The sequence below is a fragment of the Arthrobacter sp. TMN-49 genome, assembly GCF_054511095.1.
In genome coordinates this window covers 108,093-130,911 of sequence record NZ_JBTNDH010000002.1, presented here as the reverse complement: position 1 = coordinate 130,911, position 22,819 = coordinate 108,093, and the positions used below count along the sequence as shown (strand labels likewise).

At 62.4% G+C, this 22,819-nt stretch carries 27 protein-coding genes; 8 read left to right on the top strand and 19 right to left on the bottom strand.

Annotation, left to right across the window (positions count from 1 at the left end; all coding sequences use genetic code 11):
* Positions 1-117 precede the first annotated feature (117 nt).
* The 6 genes from ACX80E_RS01755 to ACX80E_RS01730 form a co-directional block, all read right to left on the bottom strand.
* A complete protein-coding gene (locus tag ACX80E_RS01755; protein WP_459299932.1) occupies positions 118-1,140 on the bottom strand; it encodes an Fpg/Nei family DNA glycosylase in 1,023 nt (340 codons plus the stop codon).
* Positions 1,140-1,964: a ribonuclease III gene (gene rnc / locus ACX80E_RS01750; RefSeq protein ID WP_459299930.1), complete on the bottom strand. Its 825-nt coding sequence runs from the start codon at positions 1,962-1,964 to the stop codon at positions 1,140-1,142. The genes ACX80E_RS01755 and rnc overlap by 1 nt, the downstream gene beginning before the upstream one ends.
* A gap of 62 nt (positions 1,965-2,026) precedes the next feature.
* Complete coding sequence (rpmF, locus tag ACX80E_RS01745) at positions 2,027-2,230, bottom strand: 50S ribosomal protein L32 (protein ID WP_062007003.1); 204 nt, start codon at positions 2,228-2,230, stop codon at positions 2,027-2,029.
* 57 nt (positions 2,231-2,287) lie between these two features.
* The gene (locus ACX80E_RS01740; protein ID WP_459299928.1) at positions 2,288-2,767 is read right to left on the bottom strand and encodes a YceD family protein; all 480 of its coding nucleotides are present in this window, start codon (positions 2,765-2,767) and stop codon (positions 2,288-2,290) included.
* Between the two features lie 310 nt (positions 2,768-3,077).
* Positions 3,078-3,275, bottom strand: coding sequence for a hypothetical protein (locus ACX80E_RS01735; RefSeq protein ID WP_459299926.1), 198 nt, complete (start codon positions 3,273-3,275; stop codon positions 3,078-3,080).
* Between the two features lie 12 nt (positions 3,276-3,287).
* Positions 3,288-3,812: a trypsin-like peptidase domain-containing protein gene (locus tag ACX80E_RS01730; protein WP_459300068.1), complete on the bottom strand. Its 525-nt coding sequence runs from the start codon at positions 3,810-3,812 to the stop codon at positions 3,288-3,290.
* Between ACX80E_RS01730 and ACX80E_RS01725 the strand changes: the two genes are divergently transcribed.
* Together ACX80E_RS01725 and ACX80E_RS01720 are read left to right on the top strand one after the other, a co-directional pair.
* Complete coding sequence (locus ACX80E_RS01725; RefSeq protein WP_459300078.1) at positions 3,739-4,296, top strand: hypothetical protein; 558 nt, start codon at positions 3,739-3,741, stop codon at positions 4,294-4,296. The genes ACX80E_RS01730 and ACX80E_RS01725 overlap by 74 nt on opposite strands.
* 183 nt (positions 4,297-4,479) lie before the next feature.
* A complete protein-coding gene (locus ACX80E_RS01720; protein WP_459299925.1) occupies positions 4,480-5,553 on the top strand; it encodes a hypothetical protein in 1,074 nt (357 codons plus the stop codon).
* 52 nt (positions 5,554-5,605) lie between these two features.
* Here the strand turns inward: ACX80E_RS01720 and coaD are convergent, their stop codons facing one another.
* Entirely contained in the window at positions 5,606-6,121 is a 516-nt protein-coding gene (gene coaD, locus ACX80E_RS01715) for a pantetheine-phosphate adenylyltransferase (RefSeq protein ID WP_459299923.1), read from the bottom strand.
* 223 nt (positions 6,122-6,344) lie between these two features.
* Between coaD and ACX80E_RS01710 the strand changes: the two genes are divergently transcribed.
* The 4 genes from ACX80E_RS01710 to ACX80E_RS01695 all read left to right on the top strand — a co-directional run bounded on the left by ACX80E_RS01710 (position 6,345) and on the right by ACX80E_RS01695 (position 9,711).
* Positions 6,345-7,541 carry an aminotransferase class I/II-fold pyridoxal phosphate-dependent enzyme gene (locus ACX80E_RS01710; protein WP_459299921.1) on the top strand — a complete coding sequence of 399 codons (1,197 nt, stop codon included), beginning with the start codon at positions 6,345-6,347 and terminating at the stop codon, positions 7,539-7,541.
* The gene (locus ACX80E_RS01705; protein ID WP_459299919.1) at positions 7,541-8,314 is read left to right on the top strand and encodes a spermidine synthase; all 774 of its coding nucleotides are present in this window, start codon (positions 7,541-7,543) and stop codon (positions 8,312-8,314) included. The genes ACX80E_RS01710 and ACX80E_RS01705 overlap by 1 nt, the downstream gene beginning before the upstream one ends.
* A gap of 251 nt (positions 8,315-8,565) precedes the next feature.
* Positions 8,566-8,949, top strand: a complete 384-nt coding sequence (locus ACX80E_RS01700) for a hypothetical protein (protein WP_459299917.1) — start codon at positions 8,566-8,568, stop codon at positions 8,947-8,949.
* Positions 8,950-9,477: 528 nt separating this feature from the next.
* The gene (locus ACX80E_RS01695; protein ID WP_459299915.1) at positions 9,478-9,711 is read left to right on the top strand and encodes a hypothetical protein; all 234 of its coding nucleotides are present in this window, start codon (positions 9,478-9,480) and stop codon (positions 9,709-9,711) included.
* Positions 9,712-9,720: 9 nt separating this feature from the next.
* Here ACX80E_RS01695 and ACX80E_RS01690 read toward each other — a convergent pair whose 3' ends face one another.
* Both ACX80E_RS01690 and ACX80E_RS01685 read right to left on the bottom strand, forming a co-directional pair.
* Entirely contained in the window at positions 9,721-9,882 is a 162-nt protein-coding gene (locus ACX80E_RS01690; RefSeq protein WP_459299913.1) for a hypothetical protein, read from the bottom strand.
* A gap of 495 nt (positions 9,883-10,377) precedes the next feature.
* The gene (locus tag ACX80E_RS01685; protein ID WP_459299911.1) at positions 10,378-10,629 is read right to left on the bottom strand and encodes a hypothetical protein; all 252 of its coding nucleotides are present in this window, start codon (positions 10,627-10,629) and stop codon (positions 10,378-10,380) included.
* Positions 10,630-11,034: 405 nt separating this feature from the next.
* Here ACX80E_RS01685 and ACX80E_RS01680 point away from each other — a divergent pair, with 405 nt between their 5' ends.
* Positions 11,035-11,226, top strand: a complete 192-nt coding sequence (locus ACX80E_RS01680; RefSeq protein ID WP_459299909.1) for a hypothetical protein — start codon at positions 11,035-11,037, stop codon at positions 11,224-11,226.
* 108 nt (positions 11,227-11,334) lie between these two features.
* Here ACX80E_RS01680 and ACX80E_RS01675 read toward each other — a convergent pair whose 3' ends face one another.
* From ACX80E_RS01675 to ACX80E_RS01635, 9 genes are all read right to left on the bottom strand, one after another.
* A complete protein-coding gene (locus tag ACX80E_RS01675) occupies positions 11,335-12,351 on the bottom strand; it encodes a Gfo/Idh/MocA family protein (RefSeq protein ID WP_459299907.1) in 1,017 nt (338 codons plus the stop codon).
* A gap of 98 nt (positions 12,352-12,449) precedes the next feature.
* Complete coding sequence (locus ACX80E_RS01670) at positions 12,450-12,692, bottom strand: hypothetical protein (protein ID WP_459299905.1); 243 nt, start codon at positions 12,690-12,692, stop codon at positions 12,450-12,452.
* Positions 12,676-13,545: a flotillin domain-containing protein gene (locus ACX80E_RS01665; RefSeq protein WP_459299903.1), complete on the bottom strand. Its 870-nt coding sequence runs from the start codon at positions 13,543-13,545 to the stop codon at positions 12,676-12,678. The genes ACX80E_RS01670 and ACX80E_RS01665 overlap by 17 nt, the downstream gene beginning before the upstream one ends.
* A 12-nt stretch (positions 13,546-13,557) precedes the next feature.
* Positions 13,558-14,082 carry a flotillin family protein gene (locus tag ACX80E_RS01660; RefSeq protein WP_459299901.1) on the bottom strand — a complete coding sequence of 175 codons (525 nt, stop codon included), beginning with the start codon at positions 14,080-14,082 and terminating at the stop codon, positions 13,558-13,560.
* A gap of 257 nt (positions 14,083-14,339) precedes the next feature.
* A complete protein-coding gene (rsmD, locus tag ACX80E_RS01655) occupies positions 14,340-14,918 on the bottom strand; it encodes a 16S rRNA (guanine(966)-N(2))-methyltransferase RsmD (RefSeq protein ID WP_459299899.1) in 579 nt (192 codons plus the stop codon).
* 27 nt (positions 14,919-14,945) lie between these two features.
* Positions 14,946-17,150 (bottom strand): ATP-dependent DNA helicase RecG, encoded by a 2,205-nt coding sequence (locus ACX80E_RS01650; RefSeq protein ID WP_459299897.1) that lies wholly within the window; start codon positions 17,148-17,150, stop codon positions 14,946-14,948.
* Entirely contained in the window at positions 17,137-18,150 is a 1,014-nt protein-coding gene (locus ACX80E_RS01645; protein ID WP_459299895.1) for a DAK2 domain-containing protein, read from the bottom strand. Before ACX80E_RS01645 ends, ACX80E_RS01650 begins: the two co-directional genes overlap by 14 nt.
* Complete coding sequence (locus ACX80E_RS01640) at positions 18,116-19,132, bottom strand: thiamine-phosphate kinase (RefSeq protein ID WP_459299894.1); 1,017 nt, start codon at positions 19,130-19,132, stop codon at positions 18,116-18,118. The genes ACX80E_RS01645 and ACX80E_RS01640 overlap by 35 nt, the downstream gene beginning before the upstream one ends.
* A gap of 62 nt (positions 19,133-19,194) precedes the next feature.
* Positions 19,195-19,989 carry an alpha/beta fold hydrolase gene (locus ACX80E_RS01635; protein ID WP_459299892.1) on the bottom strand — a complete coding sequence of 265 codons (795 nt, stop codon included), beginning with the start codon at positions 19,987-19,989 and terminating at the stop codon, positions 19,195-19,197.
* Positions 19,990-20,139: 150 nt separating this feature from the next.
* Between ACX80E_RS01635 and ACX80E_RS01630 the strand changes: the two genes are divergently transcribed.
* Positions 20,140-20,928, top strand: a complete 789-nt coding sequence (locus ACX80E_RS01630) for a GNAT family N-acetyltransferase (protein WP_459299890.1) — start codon at positions 20,140-20,142, stop codon at positions 20,926-20,928.
* A 139-nt stretch (positions 20,929-21,067) separates the two neighbouring features.
* Here ACX80E_RS01630 and hutU read toward each other — a convergent pair whose 3' ends face one another.
* Positions 21,068-22,747, bottom strand: a complete 1,680-nt coding sequence (hutU, locus tag ACX80E_RS01625) for a urocanate hydratase (RefSeq protein ID WP_459299888.1) — start codon at positions 22,745-22,747, stop codon at positions 21,068-21,070.
* Positions 22,748-22,819 lie beyond the last annotated feature (72 nt).

Here is a 22,819-nt window from a genome sequence, read left to right as displayed (position 1 = left end):
GACGATTTTGCTGACCTTAGCCCCGAGATGCATGGTTACACAGGGATCCCTGTGGCTAAGGTCAGCACTCGCGTACTCGCCAAGCAGGTGGGCTTCGCATTTCACACGCCCATCCAGTTATAGGCGGGCATTGCGGGGCTTGGGCTGGCAGACCGGGCAACTGTAGGAGGACCTGTTCATGAACGTGTCCCGGCGGATTTTTGTGGACAGGCCCAGCTCGGCGCAGCGGTAGCAGGTTTCGCCTTCGCGGCCGTAGGCATTCAGGGACCGGGCAAAGTAGCCCGATGCCCCGTTGACGTTGACGTAGAGCGAGTCGAAACTGGTGCCGCCGGCGTCCAGGGCCCTGGACATGACGTCGTGGGCCGCGTGGATGATGCGTTCGGTGTCCGGGCGACGCAGGGTGTCAGTGGGCCGGGCGTAGTGCATCTTGGCCGCCCAAAGTGCCTCGTCGGCATAAATATTGCCAATGCCCGACACCACGGACTGATCCAGCAGGGCACGTTTCAGCCCGGTTTTTCGGGCCAGCAGCTTTTTGTGCAGTTCAGCAAGGGAAAAGTAGGGGTCCAACGGGTCGCGGCCAATGTGCGCGGCTTCGCGCGGGATCAAAGCCCAGGCAGACCCGGAGCCGAGTCCAGACGTTCTGGAGCCGGACCCAGACGGTCCGGCGGCGGGATCAACAGGCATCCCACAACCACCGGGTGCGCCGTCCACTGTGGGCACCAGCGAGGTGACGAACAGGCCACCGAAGATGCGCTGGTCGATGAAGCGCAGCTCCTCGGGCGCATCAGCGCGTGGTGAAAAGGACAGACGGACCTTGAGGTGTTTCTCGTGCGGCTGCTCCGGGGATTCCACCAACAACTGTCCACTCATGCCGAGGTGGGCCACCAGGGCAGTGTGGGGCGGCGCGGCGTCGGCCGGGGAATCGCTGAGGGAATCGCTGAGCGGCATCCACAAGAACTTGCCCCGGCGCACCACATCCAGGACTGTGGTGCCGAGCAGATTCCCGCGGAAGTCTTCAACACCCAGTGGGTGGCGGCGGATGGAGCGGGGATCAACCACTGAGACGTCAGTGATGCTGCGCCCGGCAATCCACCGCTCAAGGCCGCGCCGCACCACCTCAACTTCGGGCAGCTCGGGCATTACTTTCCGGCGGCAGTTGCGGCCGTAGCATCGACAGCGGCGGCTGCGGCACCCTCGGCGGGCAAGCCGGCGGGCGCGGCAGCCAAGGAGGCCCCGGCGTCGTGGTGCTGCGGGAGGCGTTTCTCCAGCTCAACCCAGGCAATAGCCGCCGCCGACCGCTCGGCTTCCTTCTTGGAGGGGCCGGTGCCGGTGCCGTGGAGCTCGCCGCCGATGAGCAGGCGCGCGGTGAAGGAGCGGTCATGGTCGGGACCGATGCCGGTGATTTGGTAGGAGATGGTGCCCATTTGCTGGGCGGCGGCGATTTCCTGGATGTTGGTTTTCCAGTCGGTGCCGGCACCAAGAACGGCGGAATCTGCCAGCAGCGGGCCCACCAGGCGCATGACTAGGTCACGGGCCACGTCGATGCCGTGGGTGAGGTAGGTGGCGCCAATCAAGGCTTCCATGGTGTCCGCCAGGATGGAGGACTTGTTCCTGCCCTTGGTCAGGCGTTCGCCCTGGCCCAGGTAGATGAACTCGCCCACACCCAAAGAGCGCCCAATCGAGGCCAGGGCCCGGGTGGAGACAACGGCTGAGCGGCGCTTGGCCAGATCACCCTCGGCCAACGTCGGGTTGTCGCGGTAGAGCGCGTCAGTGACGGAGAATCCCAGGATGGAGTCGCCCAGGAATTCCAGGCGCTCATTGGTGGGGAGGCCACCGTTTTCATAGGCATAGGATCTATGCGTCAGGGCAAGACGAAGCGTCCCGGCATCAATACTGACACCGAGACGCTTCAGAAGCAGTTCCTGCCCATCCGTCAGCTTCGGGGAATCCGTACCTGAGGACATGAGCAGCTCCTGCAATAATTATTAACCACTAAATCGAACGGCCGGGTGGCCGCACGGACGTCTTAGACGTCAGCAACCTTACGGCCCTTGTATTCCAAGAACAGTGCGGTGCCGGCTGAGTCGGTTACAACTCGTGCCTGGTGCGGCAAGCTGTAAACAACTTCGCCATTTTCAATGGTCTTGACCAGAGCAGGCGCGGTGGCCTTCCACTGGGAACGGCGTGCGCGCGTATTGGCACGGGACATCTTCCGCTTGGGAACAGCCACGGCAAACTCTTTTCTCTCGATAACTGACGGACTCATGTCCGAAAGTGAAACTTTTTGCTAGTTTTCTTCGCCGGTAAAGCCCTGTAGGGCAGCCCACCGAGGATCAACGACCTCATGATGGTGCCCCGGCTCATCCGCAAGGTGTATTCCGCATTCGGAACACAGACCCTCACAGTCTTCCCGGCACACCGGCTGGAACGGCAGGGCGGTTACCACTGCGTCCCGCAACACCGGTTCAAGATCGATAGAATCGTGCTCGACCCAACGTTGCTGATCTTCTTCTTGTTCGAGGATGTCCGCGGACGGTTCCTCGTAGAAGAAAAGTTCTTGCACATCGACTTCAAGGTCATCCTCAAAAGTCTCCAAGCATCGTGAGCATTCGCCTGTCACTTCGACAAGCACATTGCCCGACACCAGAATTCCTTCATGGACGGCCTCAAAACGGAGTTCCAGATCCAAAACGGATCCGGGCGTCGCGCCAATGAGCGGGGTGCCAAAATCTTCCGGCACAGGTATACGTTCCTCGAACTTCCACATGCTGCCCGGGCTTCGCCCAAGCTCCCTTACACCAATGGTGAGGGGCGTGCCATGGCTGGACTTGCTGTCCAACGTGGTTGCGCTAATGAGAACTCCTGTAAGAACATATGACCGACGCACCATCTTAGCCCGAAAGGTGACGGGCATCAAAACGAGCGGTACCAGACCAAATTGGCCTTATCCAGTCTACGACAGACACAGGCTTAACGGCGAACCCACCGGCCCGAGCAGTGCGTGATGTAGCTCTCAATAGCTTGAGAAGGTGGGATTGGGACGGGCGGCGTCGGGTATGAGTGCGTCCGGACAGCGCCTAGCAAGCGGCAGGGATGCCGCCTGTATCCAGCGAATTGACTTGGGCGATCAACCATTTCCCGTCCACCCGCTGCATCACATAGTCGAAAGTTCCGTTGGTGCAGTCCGCACCGGCGTTGCTGTGCTCGGCAGACTGTCTCGTCTGAAGCACCACTGTGGCTGTCGCGTCATCTGCGTTGATCACAAAATTGTGCATGGTCAGCTGCGTTCAGAATGATGCGCCAAGCCCCTCGCTCCACTTCCCCGCGCCACCAAAAGCCCCCTTGGTGGAGGCCGCGAAATAAGAAAAGGCTGAATCATAGGCGGCACAATTGATGGCTTGCCTGTGCACCAGCAATGCCTGGGCAACATTGATGGCCTCAAGTTCATTGGAGCCAACGACGACAGGAAGAACGAGGCTGCAGGGTTCAACTGCAGACGCGCACTTGACCGCCGCAATTGTCGTGTCGAGGTTCATCCATTCACCAATCGTGGGCCGGGCCGCAGATGGCGCCACCGCATAGGCCATGTTTTCCACCGGACGGCCACTTTTTGTAATTTCAGACTTTTCGCTGACCACGCCAATCACGTTCCCGGCCATGTCAACGAGCGGCCCACCGCTATTGCCCTGGTTAATGGGCGCCGATGTTTGCACAAGGTGCTCACGGAGGCCAAAGTCCGTGGGAAATTTTCTGTCCAGTCCACTGACTATTCCATCGGCAATTCCGATCGGCTGGTCGTTGGGATATCCAATGCCGGCCGAAGCCGAGCCGGGGACGGGATCGCTTTGGGCGAAGGAGAAGACATGCCCTGGCGTGTGGGGTGCCAAGCCGCCAACGTCAGCCGAAACGCGTCGTCATCCCGGGATTAATCGCGTTGCGCGCTCCGATTTGGGCATCACTGTCCATATCATGGTGACTATGAACACTGAAGAAGTAGACGAGCGCGATAGTACTTGGGAACAGTACGACTCCATTTTTCGGGTCTACATCGCTAAGGGAATTAACCGTGCAATCACAACGTTTGATGTTTCTGATGCCACTTTCAGTGAAGTTCTTAAATGGGCAAAACAAATGGTATCCGATGACACAATTGTCGCGGTCGCTCTAGTCGGTCGGGACGCCCGGGGATCTAAGGGTTTGACTTGGTTGTTTGGGACGGACCCGAACTCCGAGCCGCTATCTGATATCGAGTTCCGCATGCAGGCGGAAATGATTTATGAAATCCCCAAAGCCTGACACCCTGGATAACGGTTGCAAGGGAAATGGTCACTCTGCAACGGCGTTCGAGTGCTCGATTTACTCTGCCAGAGTATTGGTGGACAGAGAATTGCACTTTTAGTTTCACATTTGAAGGGCAATAAAATAGCTGGTGTCGCCTATCTGCCCCCGCCCGGACCGTATTGGGGTATATTCAGGCACATGATGCTTCCCGTGTTTATCCACGACTGGCAAATAGGCGATGGAGACATCGCTCCCCCGTTCGTTGGCATGACCCTGAGCCATGTGCTGATTTTTCGCACAGCCGGTGATGAGCCGGCGAGGACCCATGGCCTCTCCGGGCGCGAGGTCACTGTCACGGGTGTGGCGAAACATTTGGCCGACAGTGAGTCGCACCAGCTTGGCGCGTTTCCCACGTCCATCACCTGCAATGACTTCGTTCTGTATTGGGATGCGCCTGCCGTGACCGAGGGTCCTGTGACGCTCACTGGAGTCGTTGCCGCCGACGACTATGGCACGTCACCCGAGGGATTTCCGGAAGTGGCCGGCGTCGTGGAGTCCATGGCGCTGGTCTCGGTACTTTTGATCCGAGAGCACGCGGGCAGCGTCAATTGGATACCTGCGCCAGGGACGCGAGAGTCCTTCCGGCCCGTTGGCAGCTATCCGCCGCACGCGGCAGCTCCGGCTGGGCGTACGTCGCCCCACACCGAGGTGTCCGGCGTCGTGGTGGCGTTGAACACGAGCGCCGGGGTCGTTGCCGCGGCACGTGCCGCCCCACAAGCCGCTGCTGCGGAGGGCACGCCCGTTCGCGTCAGGATGTTTCCCGACTACGCCGACACCGTCGTCTGGCTGCCGGGCCATGGCCCGGTGAACTACGACGATGCACACTTGTCGCCTGGGCTGACGGCAGATTTAATGGCCTGGGAGGCGTCATACTACGCATCGCTAACTCCTGAGCTGGATTGGAGGTCTGCCAGCAGGGCTGCCGATTTCACAGCCGCGGGCCAGGATCTGGCGCAGCGATTGGCCAAGGAGCTGGGAGAAAATTTCACGGTGGAGTTCCACTCCTATGCCGGCAAATCAAGCAAAGAGCTGTTCCGATCCAGCGACCGGGCAAAAAATCCAGCTGCCGTGGAGGCATTCACGGCCTTCGTGGCGGCGGAAGCAGCGTTGCTGGCCAAGTTTGCGGCCGACACGACCAACGGCGTCGGATGGTTTGCCTATGCGCCAATGTCGGGGACAGTCTTTCAACCAGGCCCGGACTCGAGGGCCTGACAAACCGCGACAAGTTCAGCGCATAAGTTCAGGAATTTGGGCCCGGGATCAGTTACCGTCTCGGCTGAACCACGGGGACTGGCCTCGTGTCCGGGCCCACGTCGCCCTGGAGGCGGCGTAGCACGGCCCGCGGCACAAAGTCGGCCACATCCCCGCCGAGTGTGTGAACTTCCTTGATCAAGGTGGAGGACAGGTGCAGGTAGCGTCCATCCCCAGGCAGGAACACCGTCTCTACCCCTGAGAGTTGCCGGTTCATGGTGGCCATGGGCAGTTCGTAGTCAAAGTCGGAGGAGGACCGCAGCCCCTTCACGATGGCGGAGACCCCGCGGGCGTGGCAATACTCGGACAAGAGCCCCTCCCCCATGGGTTCGACAACAATTCCCGACAACGCGGAGAACGTGGTCTTGGCCATCTCCAGGCGCTCGTTGAGCGTGAAACGATAGTTTTTGGCGTAGTTCGTTGAAACCGCCACGATGACTTCGTCAAAAAGTCCCGCGGCTCGGGCAATCACTTCAATGTGGCCCTTGTGAATGGGGTCAAAAGATCCGGGGCATACTGCGCGTCGCATAGTCATGAATCTAGCCGACATCTTCGCGATAGTGCTGCAGTTTCAGCCATGTCCTAGCCATTTGGCCATGTACCGGCCAGTAGCAGCGTGCAGAGGGCAAGCAGCCCCCACTAGGGCTTGGACGGGGTGGCCGGTAACGTATTGAAGGAATGGAACAGCCTGGATCAGTTCACCAGCCGCCCGGCTTCCGCAGCGGAGCTTGGTTCTTCAAAAAGGAGTAGTAATGTCCCACCCGTGGCAACGCACAGCCCAAGGCGCCAATTTGATGGGCCCGGATGGCTCCTTGGGTGTCACCATTTTTGAAGAGATCACGACCTTGGCCAATGCGCACAAGGCCATCAACCTGGGCCAGGGCTTCCCGGATGAGGACGGCCCCGCGGAGCTCAGCCGACTTGCCCAGGAAGCCATCGCGCGGGGCAACAACCAGTACGCCCCCGGCAAGGGCATCCTTGATCTGCGCACCGCGATAACGGAGCACCAGAGACGTTTCTACGGGATCACGCTGGATCCGGAGCACCAGGTCATTGTCACCACGGGCGCCACCGAGGCCATTGCCGCAGCCATCCTGGCGCTGACCGGTCCGGGCGAAGAGGTCCTCACCTTCGAGCCGTTCTATGACTCCTACGGCGCCATGATTGGCCTCAGCGGTGCCAAGCACACCACGGCCGCCCTGCTCGCCCCGGATTTCATGCCTGATCTGGCCACGCTCGAGCGCAGCTTCAGCCCGCGCACCAAGATGGTCATCATCAACAATCCGCACAATCCCACCGGTGCCATGTTCCCGCTTGAGGTCTTGCAAGAGGTGGTGCGCCTGGCCATCAAGTACGACGCCGTCATCCTCACCGATGAGGTCTACGAACATCTCACCTTTGGTCCCACACACATCCCCGTCGCCACGCTGGCGGGTGCGGCAGAACGCACATTGACCATTTCCTCGGCCGGCAAGACGTTCTCTTTCACGGGCTGGAAGATCGGCTGGCTGTCCGGACCGGCAGAATTGGTGGCCGCGGCTCGCACAGTGAAACAGTTCCTCAGCTATTCCTCCGGCACGCCGTTCCAGACGGCCATAGCCGCCGGTCTGCGGCTCGACGATGACTACTTCACCGACGCGGCGGCAACCTTGGCCCACAAACGCGACATTCTCGGTGAGGGCTTGCGCGCGGCCGGCTTTGACGTCTACCTGCCGCAGGGCACCTACTTCATCAATGCCGACACCCAAAAAATGGGCATCACCGACGCCACAGCACTAGCCCGCAAACTGCCCGAACTCATTGGCGTGGCGGCCATTCCCGTCCCCGTCTTTTGCCACCCCGACGGCGCCCTGCGAACCCGTTCCCTGCTGCGCTTCGCCTTTTGCAAAAAGGTGCCGCTGCTGGAGCAGGCAGCCGAACGCCTCGCCACCTTGGCGGACAAACTCTAATGGCGCACAACAGCCGCTTCCTGCGCACCAGCGGCGTCCACGCCACCCTTGACAAGGATCCCTGGCACGAGAACGCGTTTGTGCTGAGCATTGACAACGCCGAACAGTCGCACGTAAATCTGGCCGAACCACAAGACGTTTTCTATGAGTACCTGCGTCGTGTAGCCAACGCTGTGGACCTACTCAAGGAGCCCGGCGAGCCCATCACAGCGCTGCACCTGGGCGCCGGGGCTCTGACCCTTGCCCGGTACATACAAGCCACCCGCCCCGGCTCTGTGCAGCACGCTGTTGAGTTGGAACGTGAGCTACTGGACTTCGTGCTGGAGCAGCTACCCCTGCCTGCCGGTTCGGCCCTGAGCAGCCACATTGGGGATGCTCGCGAAGCCCTGGCCGAGCTGCCTGCTGACCTGCTGTTCGACGTCGTCATTCTGGACATTTTCAGCGGACCGGACGCGCCGGCCCACCTGGCCTGCGCAGATTTTTACCGGGAAGCCGCCGCCTTGCTGGCGCCGGCGGGAATCCTGGCCGTCAACGTTGGCGACGAGCCCGGATTCACCTTGGTGTCCAGCCAGACCAAGGCGCTCCAGGAAGCCATGACAAACGTGGCAGCATATGGCACAAGCATGCTATTTAGCCGCCGCTACCCCGGAAACATCATCTTGCTGGGCACCAATAGTCCCTGGCCGCACGGCTGGGAGCAGGCGTTGCTGGCGGCTGGCCCCCACCCGGCCACAGTCCTGACAGGGGTCGAGCTCGATGACTTGACCGGCTAGCCCGCCCATCCCAACACCGCCTCCCCAAACGTCGTGTTTTCCGGAACGCTCCACCAGCACCAGCTAATGGGCACGTTTTCAAATCGCATATTTAGCGACACACTCGAACCAACGTGGACAGACAGGTCCGCCAATACCGCCTCAGGAACGACGCGTCTCGGGCTTGTTGGCGTCCTGGGCGCATCCGACGGACCGCATGCTCAAGGCTCAGCCAGCGTGCGAAACCGCCGGTCGTACGGGATAATGACAACATGATGGCAATAGGAGTCAAAGAGCTCAAAGATCAACTCAAGTTGAAGATGGTCGGATCCGGTGAAGGCGACGCCGTGGTGGAGGACCTGGATATTCGAGCAATCCAAGACCTCGATGACCTTCCGGCTTGGCGCGTGATCTTGTACCTGACTCAGCCAAAAAAGGACGCTTGGGATGTTGTTACAACCCGCTCATTGAAGAGAACTGCCCGTGAGGCATTGGATCATCTCCTCTCTGCCGCAGGGATGCAGCAAGAAGGGGTCACGAGTGTATCGGTGACGGCCAAAAACGCCCCCGTAGCTGAGACCGCCGAGGATGACATTCCCGACAAAGGCGAGATGCTTGCCTCCGACATCGGCATCTTGTCGGTGGAGGACTCGTGACCAGCCCAATATACGCGTCTGGCATGTTGCGCACTGCTCATGCTCTGGCGGGTCTGACCTCCGGTCGCGGTCGGCCAGCACTCTCCGATCTCCGACGGGGCACATCAACTGCCTACTACGCACTGTTCCACCAGATTACGCGACATGGCGCCCTGAACGCGTTCCCAACAGCCACGGAGCCGGAAATCGCGAACGTGACGCGTTGGTTCACTCACACAGGCATCAAGAAGGCAGCCTCGTGGGTTGTGTTGGCCGATGGTTCCAGACTGCCAGCCAAGGTGGACCGAAGCCCGGTCTTACTTCTCAGGCGAGACCCTCAGACCCCTATTTCCCAGAACTTGCTTACAGTGGCAGAGAGCTTTATTGAACTTCAGGACGCTCGCCACGAAGCTGACTACAGTAATGACTACGACCCAGTCAGATACGCTACGCGAGATCATGTCGCTACGGCAGAACTGGCAGTCAAGGCCGCCTGGTCCATGTGGCGTGCAGAATCATCACCCAAGACGAACCGTCGTGAGGAGTCGGATGGATATCGACGTTTCCTCGCATTGTGTTTGCTCGCTTCGGGCGGTCCTCGCACCCGGTAGCAGCCCCACCTCGTGTGGACGTGAGTTCACTGTGCCGCCGCTACCCGGAAACATCATCCTGTTGGACAGGAACGGGTCGTGGCCGCAAGGCTGGTCACAGGCATTGGTGGCCGCGAGCCCGCACCTGGCCACGGTCCTGTCTGGGGTTGAACTGGACGATCTGGCAGGCTGAGACAGCGGCTCAGGGCGCGGCACCCCAGGCGCCTCGCATGTCTGCGCCGCCCGCATCCATATCGACACCGAGCAGCCTGAATCCAATGAGGGACCACCCGTCGCGCTGCATGAGCGGTGCGTCGGACAGCTCAAAGACTGCTCCGCCGTCGGGTGCGGCGGTCGCGGCCACGGCTGCCCTCTTTGAGGGCGCTCCCCACAGGTCGGCCAAGCCCGGGCTGGTATCCGGCCATCGCGGTCCCGGACACATGCCGCCCCAGGCAGCCACCGGCGCTGTCTGCACGGGCCACGCATCCGGACCTCGGCATGGATGGTGACAGTTCGTTTATGCAGGCCCGTGCCCGGGTCGGAGCAGGGGATCTTGTCGTCAAGGCCGGGAATGCTGAGGTATTCGCTCAAACTGACGGCACCGTCGTTGATCACCACGGATTCCACATACGTTCCACACCGTCCGGTTTGGGCTATGGGGTACTTCACCTGCACCACATCCGTGCCATCGGCCAGCCACACATACCAAAGACCTTCAAAGGCCATGTTATTCGCGCGGTTGATGCGAGCCACAGCATCCTCGTCGCCGTCCCCGTCAACGTCACAGTCGCCACCTCATCGAGGGCATGGGTGGTGAGCTCTGCGCCTACCCCCGCAGAGGCGGCACCGTCTATCAGCTTCACGGTGACAGGCTGGTCAAGGCCCCTGGGGAATAGGACCATTCAATGCTGCGCAGTTCCACCACCCGGATGTCCACGGCAGCAGGAAGTTCCGGACTGGACGCGGCGGACTTTTCCTGAACGGCTTCACTCTCGGCATTGACTGCGGGCTGGCCCAGCGGCGCTTGTGGATCCACCCCGTTGCATGCTATGAGCCCCGAAAGCATCAGTGCGCTGATGTCGAACGACAAAGACACAGTCCGTAGGCGCATGATTTCTGACTTTGGCTCGGCGTAGCGTGCAGTGCCCCGAACTTACGACAGCAGCGCGTGCCTGTCAACGATTTGGGCAAAGCCAAAGGTTCTCGCCATTGCCCCTGGTGGGCTGGCCGACAATTCCGCTGGTTCCGCCACCAGCCGTGATCGGCCCGCACTCGGAAGCAGATTACCTCCACCACCGCGTCCGAGAGCCGCACCAGGCAACTGCTGCTGGCTGCATGATTTTTTATGACCCACATTCTGGGCTATTTCAGGCCACGACCCGAAGGGGCTTATGGGGACGAGAATGTAGGACAACCGTGCCACCACCAGCTTTCGAGCTCCAGAGATGCTTCCCAGTAGACTGGATGCTGGTTCCGATTAGTACCCGGACGTCTTGCCGTACATCTCTGGAGATCAATGTCCCGCTCAGTAAGGGCCCCGTCAACGGGCCGCCGCAGCGCTTCCCAACAGGCTTTCCGCCGACTGAACCACTCAGTGGACCATTCCCATCGCAACAAGCGACGGGCTCTGGGCCTGATCGCCACACTGATTGTTCTGGCCGCGGCCACCGCTGTAGTCCTGGCTCTGGCACCTTTGTTCATCCGCTAGTTTCCCCACAGCGTACGACGCCGGGCACTCACCAAGGAGCCCAAGCGTCGCCGTTGGTGTGGCATTGCCTATGGTGTGTGAAATGGCCGCTCAGACGGAGGCAGGGTCCTACAGCAGCGCCCGGACGGCGGACGCAGAGAAGTCCACCGGTGCGCCTGACTTGATTGACGCATAGGCGGCCTCTGCCAGCGCAACGGTCATGACGCCGTCGAGCGGGCTCACCCGGGAAGGCTCGCCCGACGCGCGGGCCGCGGCAAACTCAGCATTTTGCAAAGTGTAGGGACTGTTCGCCGGCGTTTGGACCGGCAGATAGCCGCCGGGTGCATGCTCGGTGGCCGGGGCTTCAGTGGCCGGGGCTTTGGCTGCCTGGCCATCGGGCCACGAGTACAACACGCTGCCGTTTGGCCCCTCGATGCTGATGCTGGTGCTGAAGGGCTGCGTGTCGGGGCCCCACACCCCCTGCAACTGGCTTACGGCCCCACTCTGGTGGGTTAAAACAGCTGTGGCCGTGACCGGGCGCGGCAGAATTCCGTCAACACTGGGCGGGTTTTGCACTGCGGAAACCTGGGTCACTTCGCCTGCCAGCCAGCGTGCTTGGTCAAGGTCGTGAATCATCTGGTCCCGGACAATGCCGCCACCGAGATGCTCGTTGAAAAACCACGATCCCGCAGCTGGCGCGGCACTGGCCCGGCTCAGGCGAAGAGACGTTGGCGAGCCGATTCGGTCCCGGTCAAGCTGCTCCTTGGCCGCAACATACTCCGGGAAGTACCGCACCACGTGCGCAGGAAAGAGCCGGACACCGGCTTCACGGGCGGCGTTGGCCATCTCCGCGGCACGCTGCGTGGTCTCCGCCAGGGGCTTTTCGCAGATTACGTCCTTGCCCGCTGCGATGGCTGCCATGGCGTAGTGGTGGTGTGTGGTGGTGGGCGTCAGGATGCTGACCATGTCACTAGCCGCCAGCAATTCCGCCAGCGTGGACAACTCGGCAATGCCGTAGTGCTGCACCAGCTGCGCCGCACCGGAGCGTGAATAGATGCTGACGTGTGCTCCCAGTTGTTGCCACCCGGCAATGTGGACGCCGGCAATGCCGCCGGCACCAATGAGGCCTATTCTCAATTGCTTCACAAAGGGTTCCTTAGGGTCCGTCGGGGCGGGGATTGTGTACCACCCTACTGTGACGGGTCACCCTTTCCCTTTGCGTGACGTGGCACGCCTGCGGCACCTCACCCCGGATGTTGCAAGAACTCCGGCAGGGTCTCAACGTAGACGGTTTGTGGCGGCTCCAAGTACATGACAAGAACCTGCTCACCCATGCGGTAGACGCTGGCGCCGTCATACGGGCGGGCCAAGTACGCCGCCGTGCCTCCCCTGACCTCCAACATCACCTCGCCCAAAGTATCCGGGCCGATGGTTCCCGTAACCCGGCCAATCTTCCCGGTCAGGCTCCTGTCAAGATCCCTGTGCATGCGGTGGCTCCTGCGGCTTGGGAACGCGGCCGTTCTTCAGCGACGCCTGCATGGCTGGCAGGTAGCTGCCCACCTGGGACAGGATCCCGCCCACCATGTTGTTGATGCCGTCGCCGCCATTGAGCACCGTCAGCTGGCCCACGTGGGCGAAGGGTTCCGCGGCTGCCGCCACAATGGCCGGCATATTTTCGGCCAGTTGCTGGGAGATGACAGCCTCCTGGTTGGTTCCCAGCGCTTCGGCACGGGCTTTGATGCCGTCCGCTTCTGCCAGCGCCTTGGCCTTGATCGCCGACGCCGCAGCCTCCCCGCGTGCCTTCGTCGCCGCAGCTTCGGCCTCACCCGTGACGCGGGTGGCACCTGCCGTGGCGGCGGCCGCCGTCGCATTTGCCTGTGCTTCCAGTTCAGTCTTCCTGGCCTTGGCCTCGGCGGCACTGATGTCTGCAGCTTTTTGCGCTTCGGCTTCAGTCCGTTGGGCGTAGGCCTTGGCATCAGCGGGCTTGCGGATGGACGTTTGGAGTTTTTGTTCCTCCCTGTCTGCTTCCAGTTTGGCCACCTGCGTTTCCTGCACCACCACCTGCTGGCGGGCTGTTGCATCAGCCAGCGGGCCGGCCTGGGCAGCATTGGCCTTGGCCGTCTCGGCGTTGGCCTGGGCGGCCGACTGCTTGATGGCTGAGACGCTTTGGGCGTCGGCAATCAGTGACGCCGCCTCCGCCTCCTTTTCGGCGGCCTCACGGTTCCGGGTTGCCTCGGCGATCCTGGCTTCCATCTTGACTTGGGCGATGTGCGGCTTAGCCAAGTTCTGGATGTACCCGGTGGGATCCTCCAGGTCCTTGATCTGCAGTGAGTCAACCACCAGACCCAACTTTTACATTTCCGTCCCGCTGGCGCTGCGGACCTGGGAGGCGAGCTTGTCGCGTTCGCGGATGATTTCTTCCACCGTCATGCTGCCAATGATGGAGCGCAGGTGGCCCTCAAAGACGTTGTATACCTGGCTTTCCATCTTGGGCTGCTGTCCCAGGAATCGCCGTGCTGCGTTGGCGATGAACGGTGTTGAGTCACCAATCTTGAAGATCACCACACCCTGAACCACCACCTGGATGCCCTGGGAGGTCACGCAGTTGACCTGCAGTTCTGTCTCATTCAAGGTCAGGGACAGCGCCCTGACAGTTTGCAGTCCGGGAATGACAAAAGCGCCCTTGCCGGTGACGATCTTGAAGTCCATGCCGTCACTGGTGCCGACGTTGCCACGGGTGAACCCGGAAATGATGAGAGCCTCATTGGGCTCGGCCACCTGCCACATCAGTTTGACGCCTGCCCGGATCAGCAAGGCGGCGAGCACCACGGCAACAATGACAACAAGCAATGGAATGAAGGGGGTGAGATATTCCATGACCAGATCCTTTCAACGGAGCAACGGTCGTAGCGGTTCACCCTGCCCCACCCGGGACGATCTCAACGGCCTGTCTATGCAGTTGTAAACAAATTGTGCAGGAACGCCCCGTCTCGGGAGCTCCCTACCACAAAGATACTCGCCATATCTTGGCGTGTGCCAGATATAGCTGATGCTTATCTAGCCCCGTCACTGGACAGATCGTGCCCCTAAAAATGAGTATGGCGGCATGATCTGTCCAGTGACGGCGGGCGGAGCTAGTCCCCCGCGGGCTCCGCGAACCACAGGCGCGTCTCGCCGTACTTCTTCTCGGCGAAACGCTCAAGGGTTTGCGGCCAGCTGGGTTCCGGGGTCCTGGCCGAGCGCTCCACCACCACCACCGCGTAGGAGCTCAGGCGAGGCGCCAGCAGGGACAGCACCAGAGCGAGTTCTTCCTCAGTCAACGGATAGGGCGGGTCCAGGAACACCAGATCCCACTGGTCCACACCAGTCTCGGCCACCCGGGCCAGGAACGTTTCCACCTTGGAACGCTGCACTGTCACGGCCTTGGTGCCAAGGACCTTGTTGACCAGCTGGGCGTTGAGTTGGCACACCGCCGCTGCCTTGTCGTTGAACTCAACAAGTTCAACGGATTTGGCGCCACGACTCGCACTTTCCACGCCCAGAGAGCCGGAGCCCGCGTACAGGTCCAGGACGCGCACCCCAGCGAGCATGTTCATGGATTCCAGCCGGGAAAACAACGCCTCCTTGACCCTGTCCGTGGTGGGACGGGTGCCGTCCCCCGGCACGGAGACCAGCACCGAGCCGCCGGCGGCACCTGCCACGATGCGGCTCATGCTTGTGCCGCCCGGTGTACCACTGTGCTAACCACGTTCAAGGAATGCCTCATTCTTTTCTGTCACATACATGTCAATTTCAAGTTTCAGGGCCGGATGAAATTCAAGCCCGGGGTCCTTGTCCACTATCTCAGTGGCGTCGGCGCGTGCGCGGGCAATGAGATCTTCATCCCGGAGCACGCTCAGCACGCGCAGCCCGCTGTTTCCGCCGGACTGCCGGGCGCCAAGAATGTCACCCTCGCGGCGCATCTGTAAATCCTCCCGTGCCAGCACAAAACCGTCAGTGGTGGACGCCACCACATCCAGGCGTTTGCGGCTCGGATGATCCGGCTCAAGATTCGTCACGAGCAAACACGTGCCGGGGTGCCCGCCACGCCCCACCCGTCCACGCAACTGGTGAAGTGAGGAAATCCCAAATCTGTCGGCATCCAGAATCACCATCAGCGTGGCATTGTGCACGTCGACACCCACCTCGATGACTGTGGTGGAGACCAGAACATCAATCTCACCGGCTTCGAAGGCAGCCATGGTGGCCTGCTTCTCCGGGGAGTCCAGACGCCCGTGGAGGACCTCGATGCGTTGGCCCGCCAGTGCAGGGACGGAACGCAAATACTCTACTACCTCCAGCACCCCGACCATGGGGCGCTCGTCGCCGTTCGGGGCGATGTCGTCGGCGTCCGGATCGTCGCCGATCTTGGGGCACACAACATACACCTGGTGGCCGGCGTCGACCTCTTCACGGCAGCGCGCCCACACCCGGGACTCCCAACTGGGGTGTTCAGCCAGCGGCGCCACGTGAGTGATGATGGGCGCCCGCCCGGCGGGAAGTTCCGTCAGCTCGGAGATTTCCAGATCACCAAAAACAGTCATGGCCACGGTCCGGGGAATGGGGGTGGCCGTCATGACCAGAACGTGCGGGGGCTTGAGCGCCTTGGCCCGCAGGGCATCACGTTGTTCCACCCCAAAACGGTGCTGCTCATCGACCACAATCAAACCAAGGTCCGCGAACTGTACGTTCTCGGACAGGAGCGCGTGCGTGCCAATCACAATTCCGGCCTCGCCGGAGGCTGCCGCCAGCAACGCTTTCTTCTTGGCCGCTGCCGGCAGGGCTCCGGTCAGCAGGGTCACGGCCGTGGCGTGGGGACCACCAAGAAGTGGCCCCGCCCCCAAGGATCCAAGCAACGCAGCGATGGAGTGCACATGTTGCACGGCAAGCACCTCGGTGGGGGCCAGAAACGCGGCCTGCCCGCCCGCGTCAATCACTTGCAACATGGCCCGCAGGGCGATGACTGTCTTGCCCGAGCCCACCTCGCCCTGCAACAGCCTGTGCATGGGATGGCCGGCAGCAACTTCGTCGGAAATCAGTTCACCAATGCCCAGCTGACCGGCCGTGAGCGTGTAGGGCAGCCGTGCATCGAAGGCATCCAAGAGCCCGCCCCGGACAGCGGGGCGGGCCGTGGCGTTCTGGTGCATGGCCTCGAAACGTTTCTGGGCCAGGGCCGTCTGCAACGCCAGCGCCTCCTGGAAACGGAACCGTTTGCGGGCTCGGGGCCACGACTCCATGTCCGAGGGCGCGTGGATTTCGGTGTACGCATCCCACAGTGGCATGAGCTTTTCCCGTGCAGCAATGTGTTTGGGAACGGGATCCGGAATCTTTTCCAGGTCCAGGGCCGGCAGCAGGGCAGCGATGACGTGCTGGGTCTTCCAGCTGGGGAACTTTGCCGTTGCCGGGTAGATCGGCACGGGTTTGGCGGCCTGGACCTCAACTTCGTGTTCGGCCAGCTCGTCGTCGGGCAGCAAGACATAGCCGGGGTTGGTCAGGACCTTGTTGCCGTTGTACAGGGAGACCTTGCCGGAAAACATGGCCAACACACCTTGACGGAGTTCGGCCTTGGCTTTGAAGCCGTTGAAGAAGCTAATGCGCAGCGATGACGGGCGACCGGAATTGTCCGTGATGACAACGTCGCTGATGGTGCCCTTGCGTGTTTGCATGTACCGGGTGGACTGGGCGACCACCCGGGCCAGAATGGTGACGTCCTCATCGACCACCAGTTGGTCCAGGTCTGTCAGGTCGCCGCGGGCCAGGTAGCGTCGGGGGAACTGATGGAGCATTTCACCCACAGTGGTAATTTCAAGGGCCTTGGCCACTGACGTGGCGGTGGCGGCACCAACAAGCCGGGACAGGTCAAGGCTCAGATCTCGGTAGCCCGACTCGGGGTCAGAGGAAGTCATGGGCGTCCTCGGTGGCAGTGGCTGTTAGTGCCGAAATGCTCACATTGTTTGGATCACCCACAGACTGGATGGCCTCAAGCGCCGCGGTGGCAGAGGGTACGTGAACGTGCACCCGCCACGGGTAGGCGCCTGTGGCGTCGGCAAGTTCGGAAACGGCGCTCATGATCACCGAATCGCCCAGGCTATCGAGCTGCAGCCGCAATCCGGCTGCAGCCAGGGGCGTGAGCTGGATGGTGCACATGACTTCCACGCCCTCTTGTTCGGGCATGGACAAGGCAATGTTGGGATCTTGGACCTTGTACCCCGACAAACCATCCAACAAGTCCTCCTGCAACGGCTCGCCCACAATCACTGAGCGCAAACAGTCCAGGATGAGCAACAAGCCAACGGCGCCGGCATCCACAACGTGGGCTTCGCTGAGAACACCCAGTTGGGATTCTGTCAGCACCACGGCTTCACGGGCTGCGACAACGGCGCCATCAATTGTTTGGGCCAGGGCATTGTTTGATTCGTCGCCGTGGAGCATTGACTGCGCCACGGTTGCACCGCCGGCTGCTGCCTCCAGGACCGAGAGTATTGTCCCGGGCATGGGTTCACTCAACGCGCTCCACGCCCGCAATTGGGCCCTGTGCAGGGCCGCTGCAAGCAAGGGCCCGCTCAGGCGTTGCGCCCCGGCCAACGGCTCCGCCAGTGCGGCCAGGAAAACAGCGAAGAGGGTGCCTGAGTTGCCGCGTGCTTGTTCCATGGCGGCACGTCCTGCAACGCGCATGGTGGCGCCGACGTCGGCAGCTTCCATGTCGGTGACGGCATGCGCTGCCGCACGGACTGTCAGGTACAGGTTTGTGCCGGTATCCGCATCCGCCACCGGGTAGATGTTGATGGCGTTGAGCCGGTCACTGTGATTGGCCAAGGTTTGTTCTGCCATGGCCAACCAGCGGCGAACAACGGGCGCAGTTGCCGCGATCTTAGACTGCAAAATGATCCCATCCCACGGCGCCATCTAAGGCGCCTTTGAAGTTCTGTCCGTCAATGCTCACAGCCCCTTTGGCCGTCCCCAATGACACTACTGAGCCTATCCTAATGAAGCCTGTCGGGAGCGGCACGTTCGCCGGGAATGTGGATAACAGTCCATGGTCTTCGCCGCCGGTCAGCACCCAGCTGAGCGGGTCGGCGCCCAGGACGACGGCGCAATCCTGAAGTCCGTTGGCCATCGCGCGCAGCACTGCACCGTCCAAATCGAGTGAGACTTCACTGGCTGTGGCCAACCGTGTGGCGTCGCGCAACAAGCCGTCGGAAATATCCATCATGGCGGTGGCTCCAGCGCGCGCAGCTAGCGCTCCGGCAGCCAGCGGCGGCTCCGGCCGGCAAAAGAGCGCGGCGGCTGCTGCCAGGGCGGGGGTGAACTCAGCGGCCGGGATGCTGCTCTCATGCAGCGCCCAGCCGGCAGCGGAAGCACCCATGTTCCCGCAAACAGCTATTTGGTCTCCTGGCTGAGCGCCGCTGCGCAGTACTGGCGCACAGCCATCGAGGGAGCCTGTCACGGCAACTGTCACCACGAGTTCGCTGCCGCCGGACAGGTCCCCGCCGGCCACTGAACACTGAGGGGCACCGAGCGCAAGAATCGCCGCGCTCAAGCCGTCGGCCAACTCCTCAACCCAGCTGACCGGCGTCGCCCCCGGCAAAGTGAGGCTCACCACCATGGCCGTGGCAACAGCGCCCATAGCGTTGATGTCGCTGAGGTTTTGGGCGGCGGCCTTCCAGCCGACGTCGAATCCGGTGGACGTGCTGCCGTTGGGCCAGAGCAGGCGGAAGTCCTTGTCCTGCACTTGGGTGTCGATGGAAATGACTGTGCGGCCGTCGGGGGCTGCGATGATGGCGGCGTCGTCCCCCGGGCCCAGCAGCATGGTGGTGCCGGCGTGCAGGCGCGGGAAAATCCGGGCCAGGAGCTCGGATTCGGAGAGTTGGGCCACTGTGAGGGTCATGGTTTAACCGTAGCGCCACGGTGGGACATTGCTTGCGTTGGTGACAGGCCCGGGCCGGGACATCAACCAAGGGAAAGCAGGAACGCCGTCGCATCCATGGCCACCTGTGCCGGACATTCCCAGAGAACCAGGTGTGCCGCCTCGGGATAGACCTTCAACACTGCCCCGTCAATGCGCTCCATCAGGGCGTCCTGCTGCCAGCGCGGCAGCACGTTCTCGCGTGCGCCCCACAGCATCAGCGTGGGTGCGTGGATGGCCCCGGCCTCAGTGGGCGGCGTTGCCTCAGTCAATCCCGCCAGAATTCGTTTCCACGCGTACGCCGGCATACGGGCACCGTCGCGCACACGGTCCCGGAAATACCACTGCGGAACCTCTTGCACCAAGGGAAACCAGGACAGCGACTCCCGCACCCAGTCCTCCGCGACAGGGTCCGTGAGGGCATCGACGTCGGCGGCGAAGCTAGGCCTCCCCCGCAGGCTCACGGGAGATCCCACCAGGACCAGCGCCGCAACCCGGTCCGGGTGCATGATCGCCAGTTGCTGCGCCACATATCCACCGCTGGAGGAACCAAGCACGAAGGCAGCGGGCACATGGAGGGCCGCCAGAATTGCTGCGGCGTCCCCGGCCTGTTCGGCCAGGGAATACCCGTCCTCCGGCTTGTCTGCGTCGCCCTGCCCGCGCAGGTCGGGCGCGTAAACCCTGAAGTTGCCCAGCAACGGCACCAGCCGGTCAAAGCTGCACCGGGACTCACCCCACGCATGCAGCAGCAACAGCGGCTTTGCCCCCGCATCCCCTTGAACCAGGCAGGGCACTGAGATGCCGGTTCCCAGGACCAGATTCCTCACCTCGGATTCCATGGGATCAGGATACGCCCCCGCCACAAGGGCTTTCCTGCGGCCCTTGCTCCGGCGGGCGGGACGTTGACCGAACTGCCGCTGCAGTAAATTAGCAGGACCCGTGGCGCGTGTCACTTGCCCAGGTTGTCCGAGCCTGAGAAGCTAATGCCAATGACTATTAAAGAGCGCTACCTGCAGGCCTACGACGAGCAACTCCGCACAGAGGCCGAAACGCCCAGCGCAATCAGTGTGACCCGACTGGGCCCCCTGCGCCTGGCTACCTTCGCCGGCGGGCTCGGCTTCGTCACCTACCGGGACCTGGACGGAGCCGGGACGAACGACATGCCGGGCCTGGTGTCCGGCGCCCTGGAGCACTACCGCGCCGACCCCGGGGTCGGCAAGGTTGAGTGGAAGGTCCGCCTGCACGACGACTCCCCCGGGCTGCCTGAGGCACTCGTGGCGCAGGGCTTCGCCCCCGAGGAGGCCGAATCCATCATGGTGGGGCCGCTCGAGGGCCTGTGCGCCAACGTACCCGAGCCCGACGGCGTGACGCTGAGAAAAATCACCACCGAGTCCGACATCCGGGCCATGAGCGCCATGGCCGATGAGGCCTTCGGCGAGGCAGTCGACACGCGCATGGCCGATGCCTTGCTGGCCCGCCTGGCCCGCAACGACGGCATGGAACTCTGGGTGGCCGAGACCGACGGCAAGATCGTCAGTGGCGGCCGGCTCGAGCCAGTGCCCGGCACCGACTTTGCGGGGATTTGGGGTGGGTCCACACTCAAGGCTTACCGGGGCCGCGGCATCTACCGGGCGCTGACGGCTGCGCGGGCCCGTTCGGCCATCGCCCAGGGCAAGACGCTGGTCCACAGTGATTCGTCCGAGTTTTCCCGCCCCATTCTGGAACGCTCGGGCCTGCTAAAGGTCTCCAGCACCGTCCCGTACTACTGGCGCCGCTAACGTACGACGCCGGACACGCACCTCGCGCGCGCGTCCCGCCTGTGCGCCTGGGCCCACCGGCGCACAGGCGCCTGGCACGCAAGAAAACCCCGCCGCGGACATGAGTCCGGGGCGGGGTTTTCTTGTCCCGCGAGAGGGCTTACTGCTCCTGCATCGGGACACGGACCCCGCGCTCGGCCGCAACGTCGATGGCGCGTTCGTAGCCGGCGTCGGCGTGGCGGATGACGCCCATGCCGGGGTCGTTGGTGAGCAGGCGGGCCAGCTTCTCGGCAGCCAGCGGCGTACCGTCGGCAACTGACACCTGGCCGGCATGGATGGAACGGCCAATGCCCACGCCACCGCCGTGGTGGATGGACACCCAGGTGGCCCCGGATGCTGTGTTGAGCATGGCGTTCAGCAGCGGCCAGTCGGCGATCGCGTCAGAGCCGTCCTTCATGGATTCGGTCTCACGGTAGGGCGAAGCCACCGACCCCGAGTCGAGGTGGTCACGGCCAATCACCAGGGGGGCCTTGACTTTACCGTCCGCCACCAACTGGTTAAACATCACCCCGGCCTTGGCACGGTCGCCGTAGCCGAGCCAGGCGATCCGGGCGGGCAGACCCTCGAACTCAACGTGTTCCTGGGCTGCGTTGATCCAACGGTGCAGGTGCTCGTTCTCGGGGAAGAGTTCCTTCAGGGCCTCGTCGGTGACGCGAATGTCTTCCGGGTCGCCGGAGAGTGCAACCCAGCGGAACGGGCCCATGCCTTCGCAGAAGAGCGGGCGGATGTAGGCCGGGACGAAGCCGGGGAATTCAAAGGCGCGGTTGTAACCGCCCTTGCGTGCTTCGTCGCGGATGGAGTTGCCGTAGTCAAACACTTCGGCGCCGGCGTCCTGGAACTCCACCATGGCCTGGACGTGGCGGGCCATGGCGTTTTGGGACTTCTTGGTGAAGCCCTCGGGATCAGCCTCGGACTCGGCAACCCATTCCGCCACCGAATATTCGGTGGGCAGGTAGGACAGCGGATCGTGCGCGCTGGTCTGGTCGGTGACAATGTCAACGGTGAATTCGCCCGCCTGGTGGCGGCGCAGGATTTCCGGGAACACTTCGGCAGCGTTGCCCACAACACCGACGGACAGCGGGGTCTTGTTTGCTTTGGCTTCCAGCACGCGAGCCAACGCAGTGTCCAGGTCGGGGGCCAGCTCGTCGAGGTAGCGCTTGCCAACACGGCGCTGGAGACGTTCGGCGGAAACATCCACAATCAGGCAGGCGCCGCCGTTGAGCGTGACGGCCAGCGGCTGCGCACCACCCATGCCGCCACAGCCGCCCGTCAAGGTCAGCGTGCCGGCGAGGGCGCCGCCAAAGCGCTTCTCACTAATGGCTGCAAACGTTTCAAAGGTGCCCTGCAGGATGCCCTGGGTGCCAATGTAGATCCATGAGCCGGCAGTCATCTGGCCGTACATCATCAGGCCTTCGGCCTCCAGCTTGCGGAACTCCGGCCAGGTGGCCCAGTCCCCCACCAGGTTGGAGTTGGCCAGGAGCACGCGCGGGGCCCACACATTGGTGCGGAAAACACCCACCGGCTTGCCGGACTGCACCAGGAGAGTTTCGTCGTCGTCGAGCGTCTTCAGCGTGGCCACGATGGCGTCATAGGCCTCCCAGGAGCGGGCTGCGCGGCCCGTTCCGCCGTAGACCACCAGATCCTCGGGGCGCTCGGCAACTTCCGGGTCAAGGTTGTTCATGAGCATGCGCAGGGGCGCCTCCGTCTGCCAGGACTTGGCCGAGAGGTCCGTGCCGCGCGCTGCGCGGATGGTGCGGGATGGGTCATGCATCGTTGCCATGATTTTCCTTAACTATTGGTTCAGCAGGCAAAGCCAGCGGGCTCCGCTAAAAGTTCTTATGCTCTTATCCAA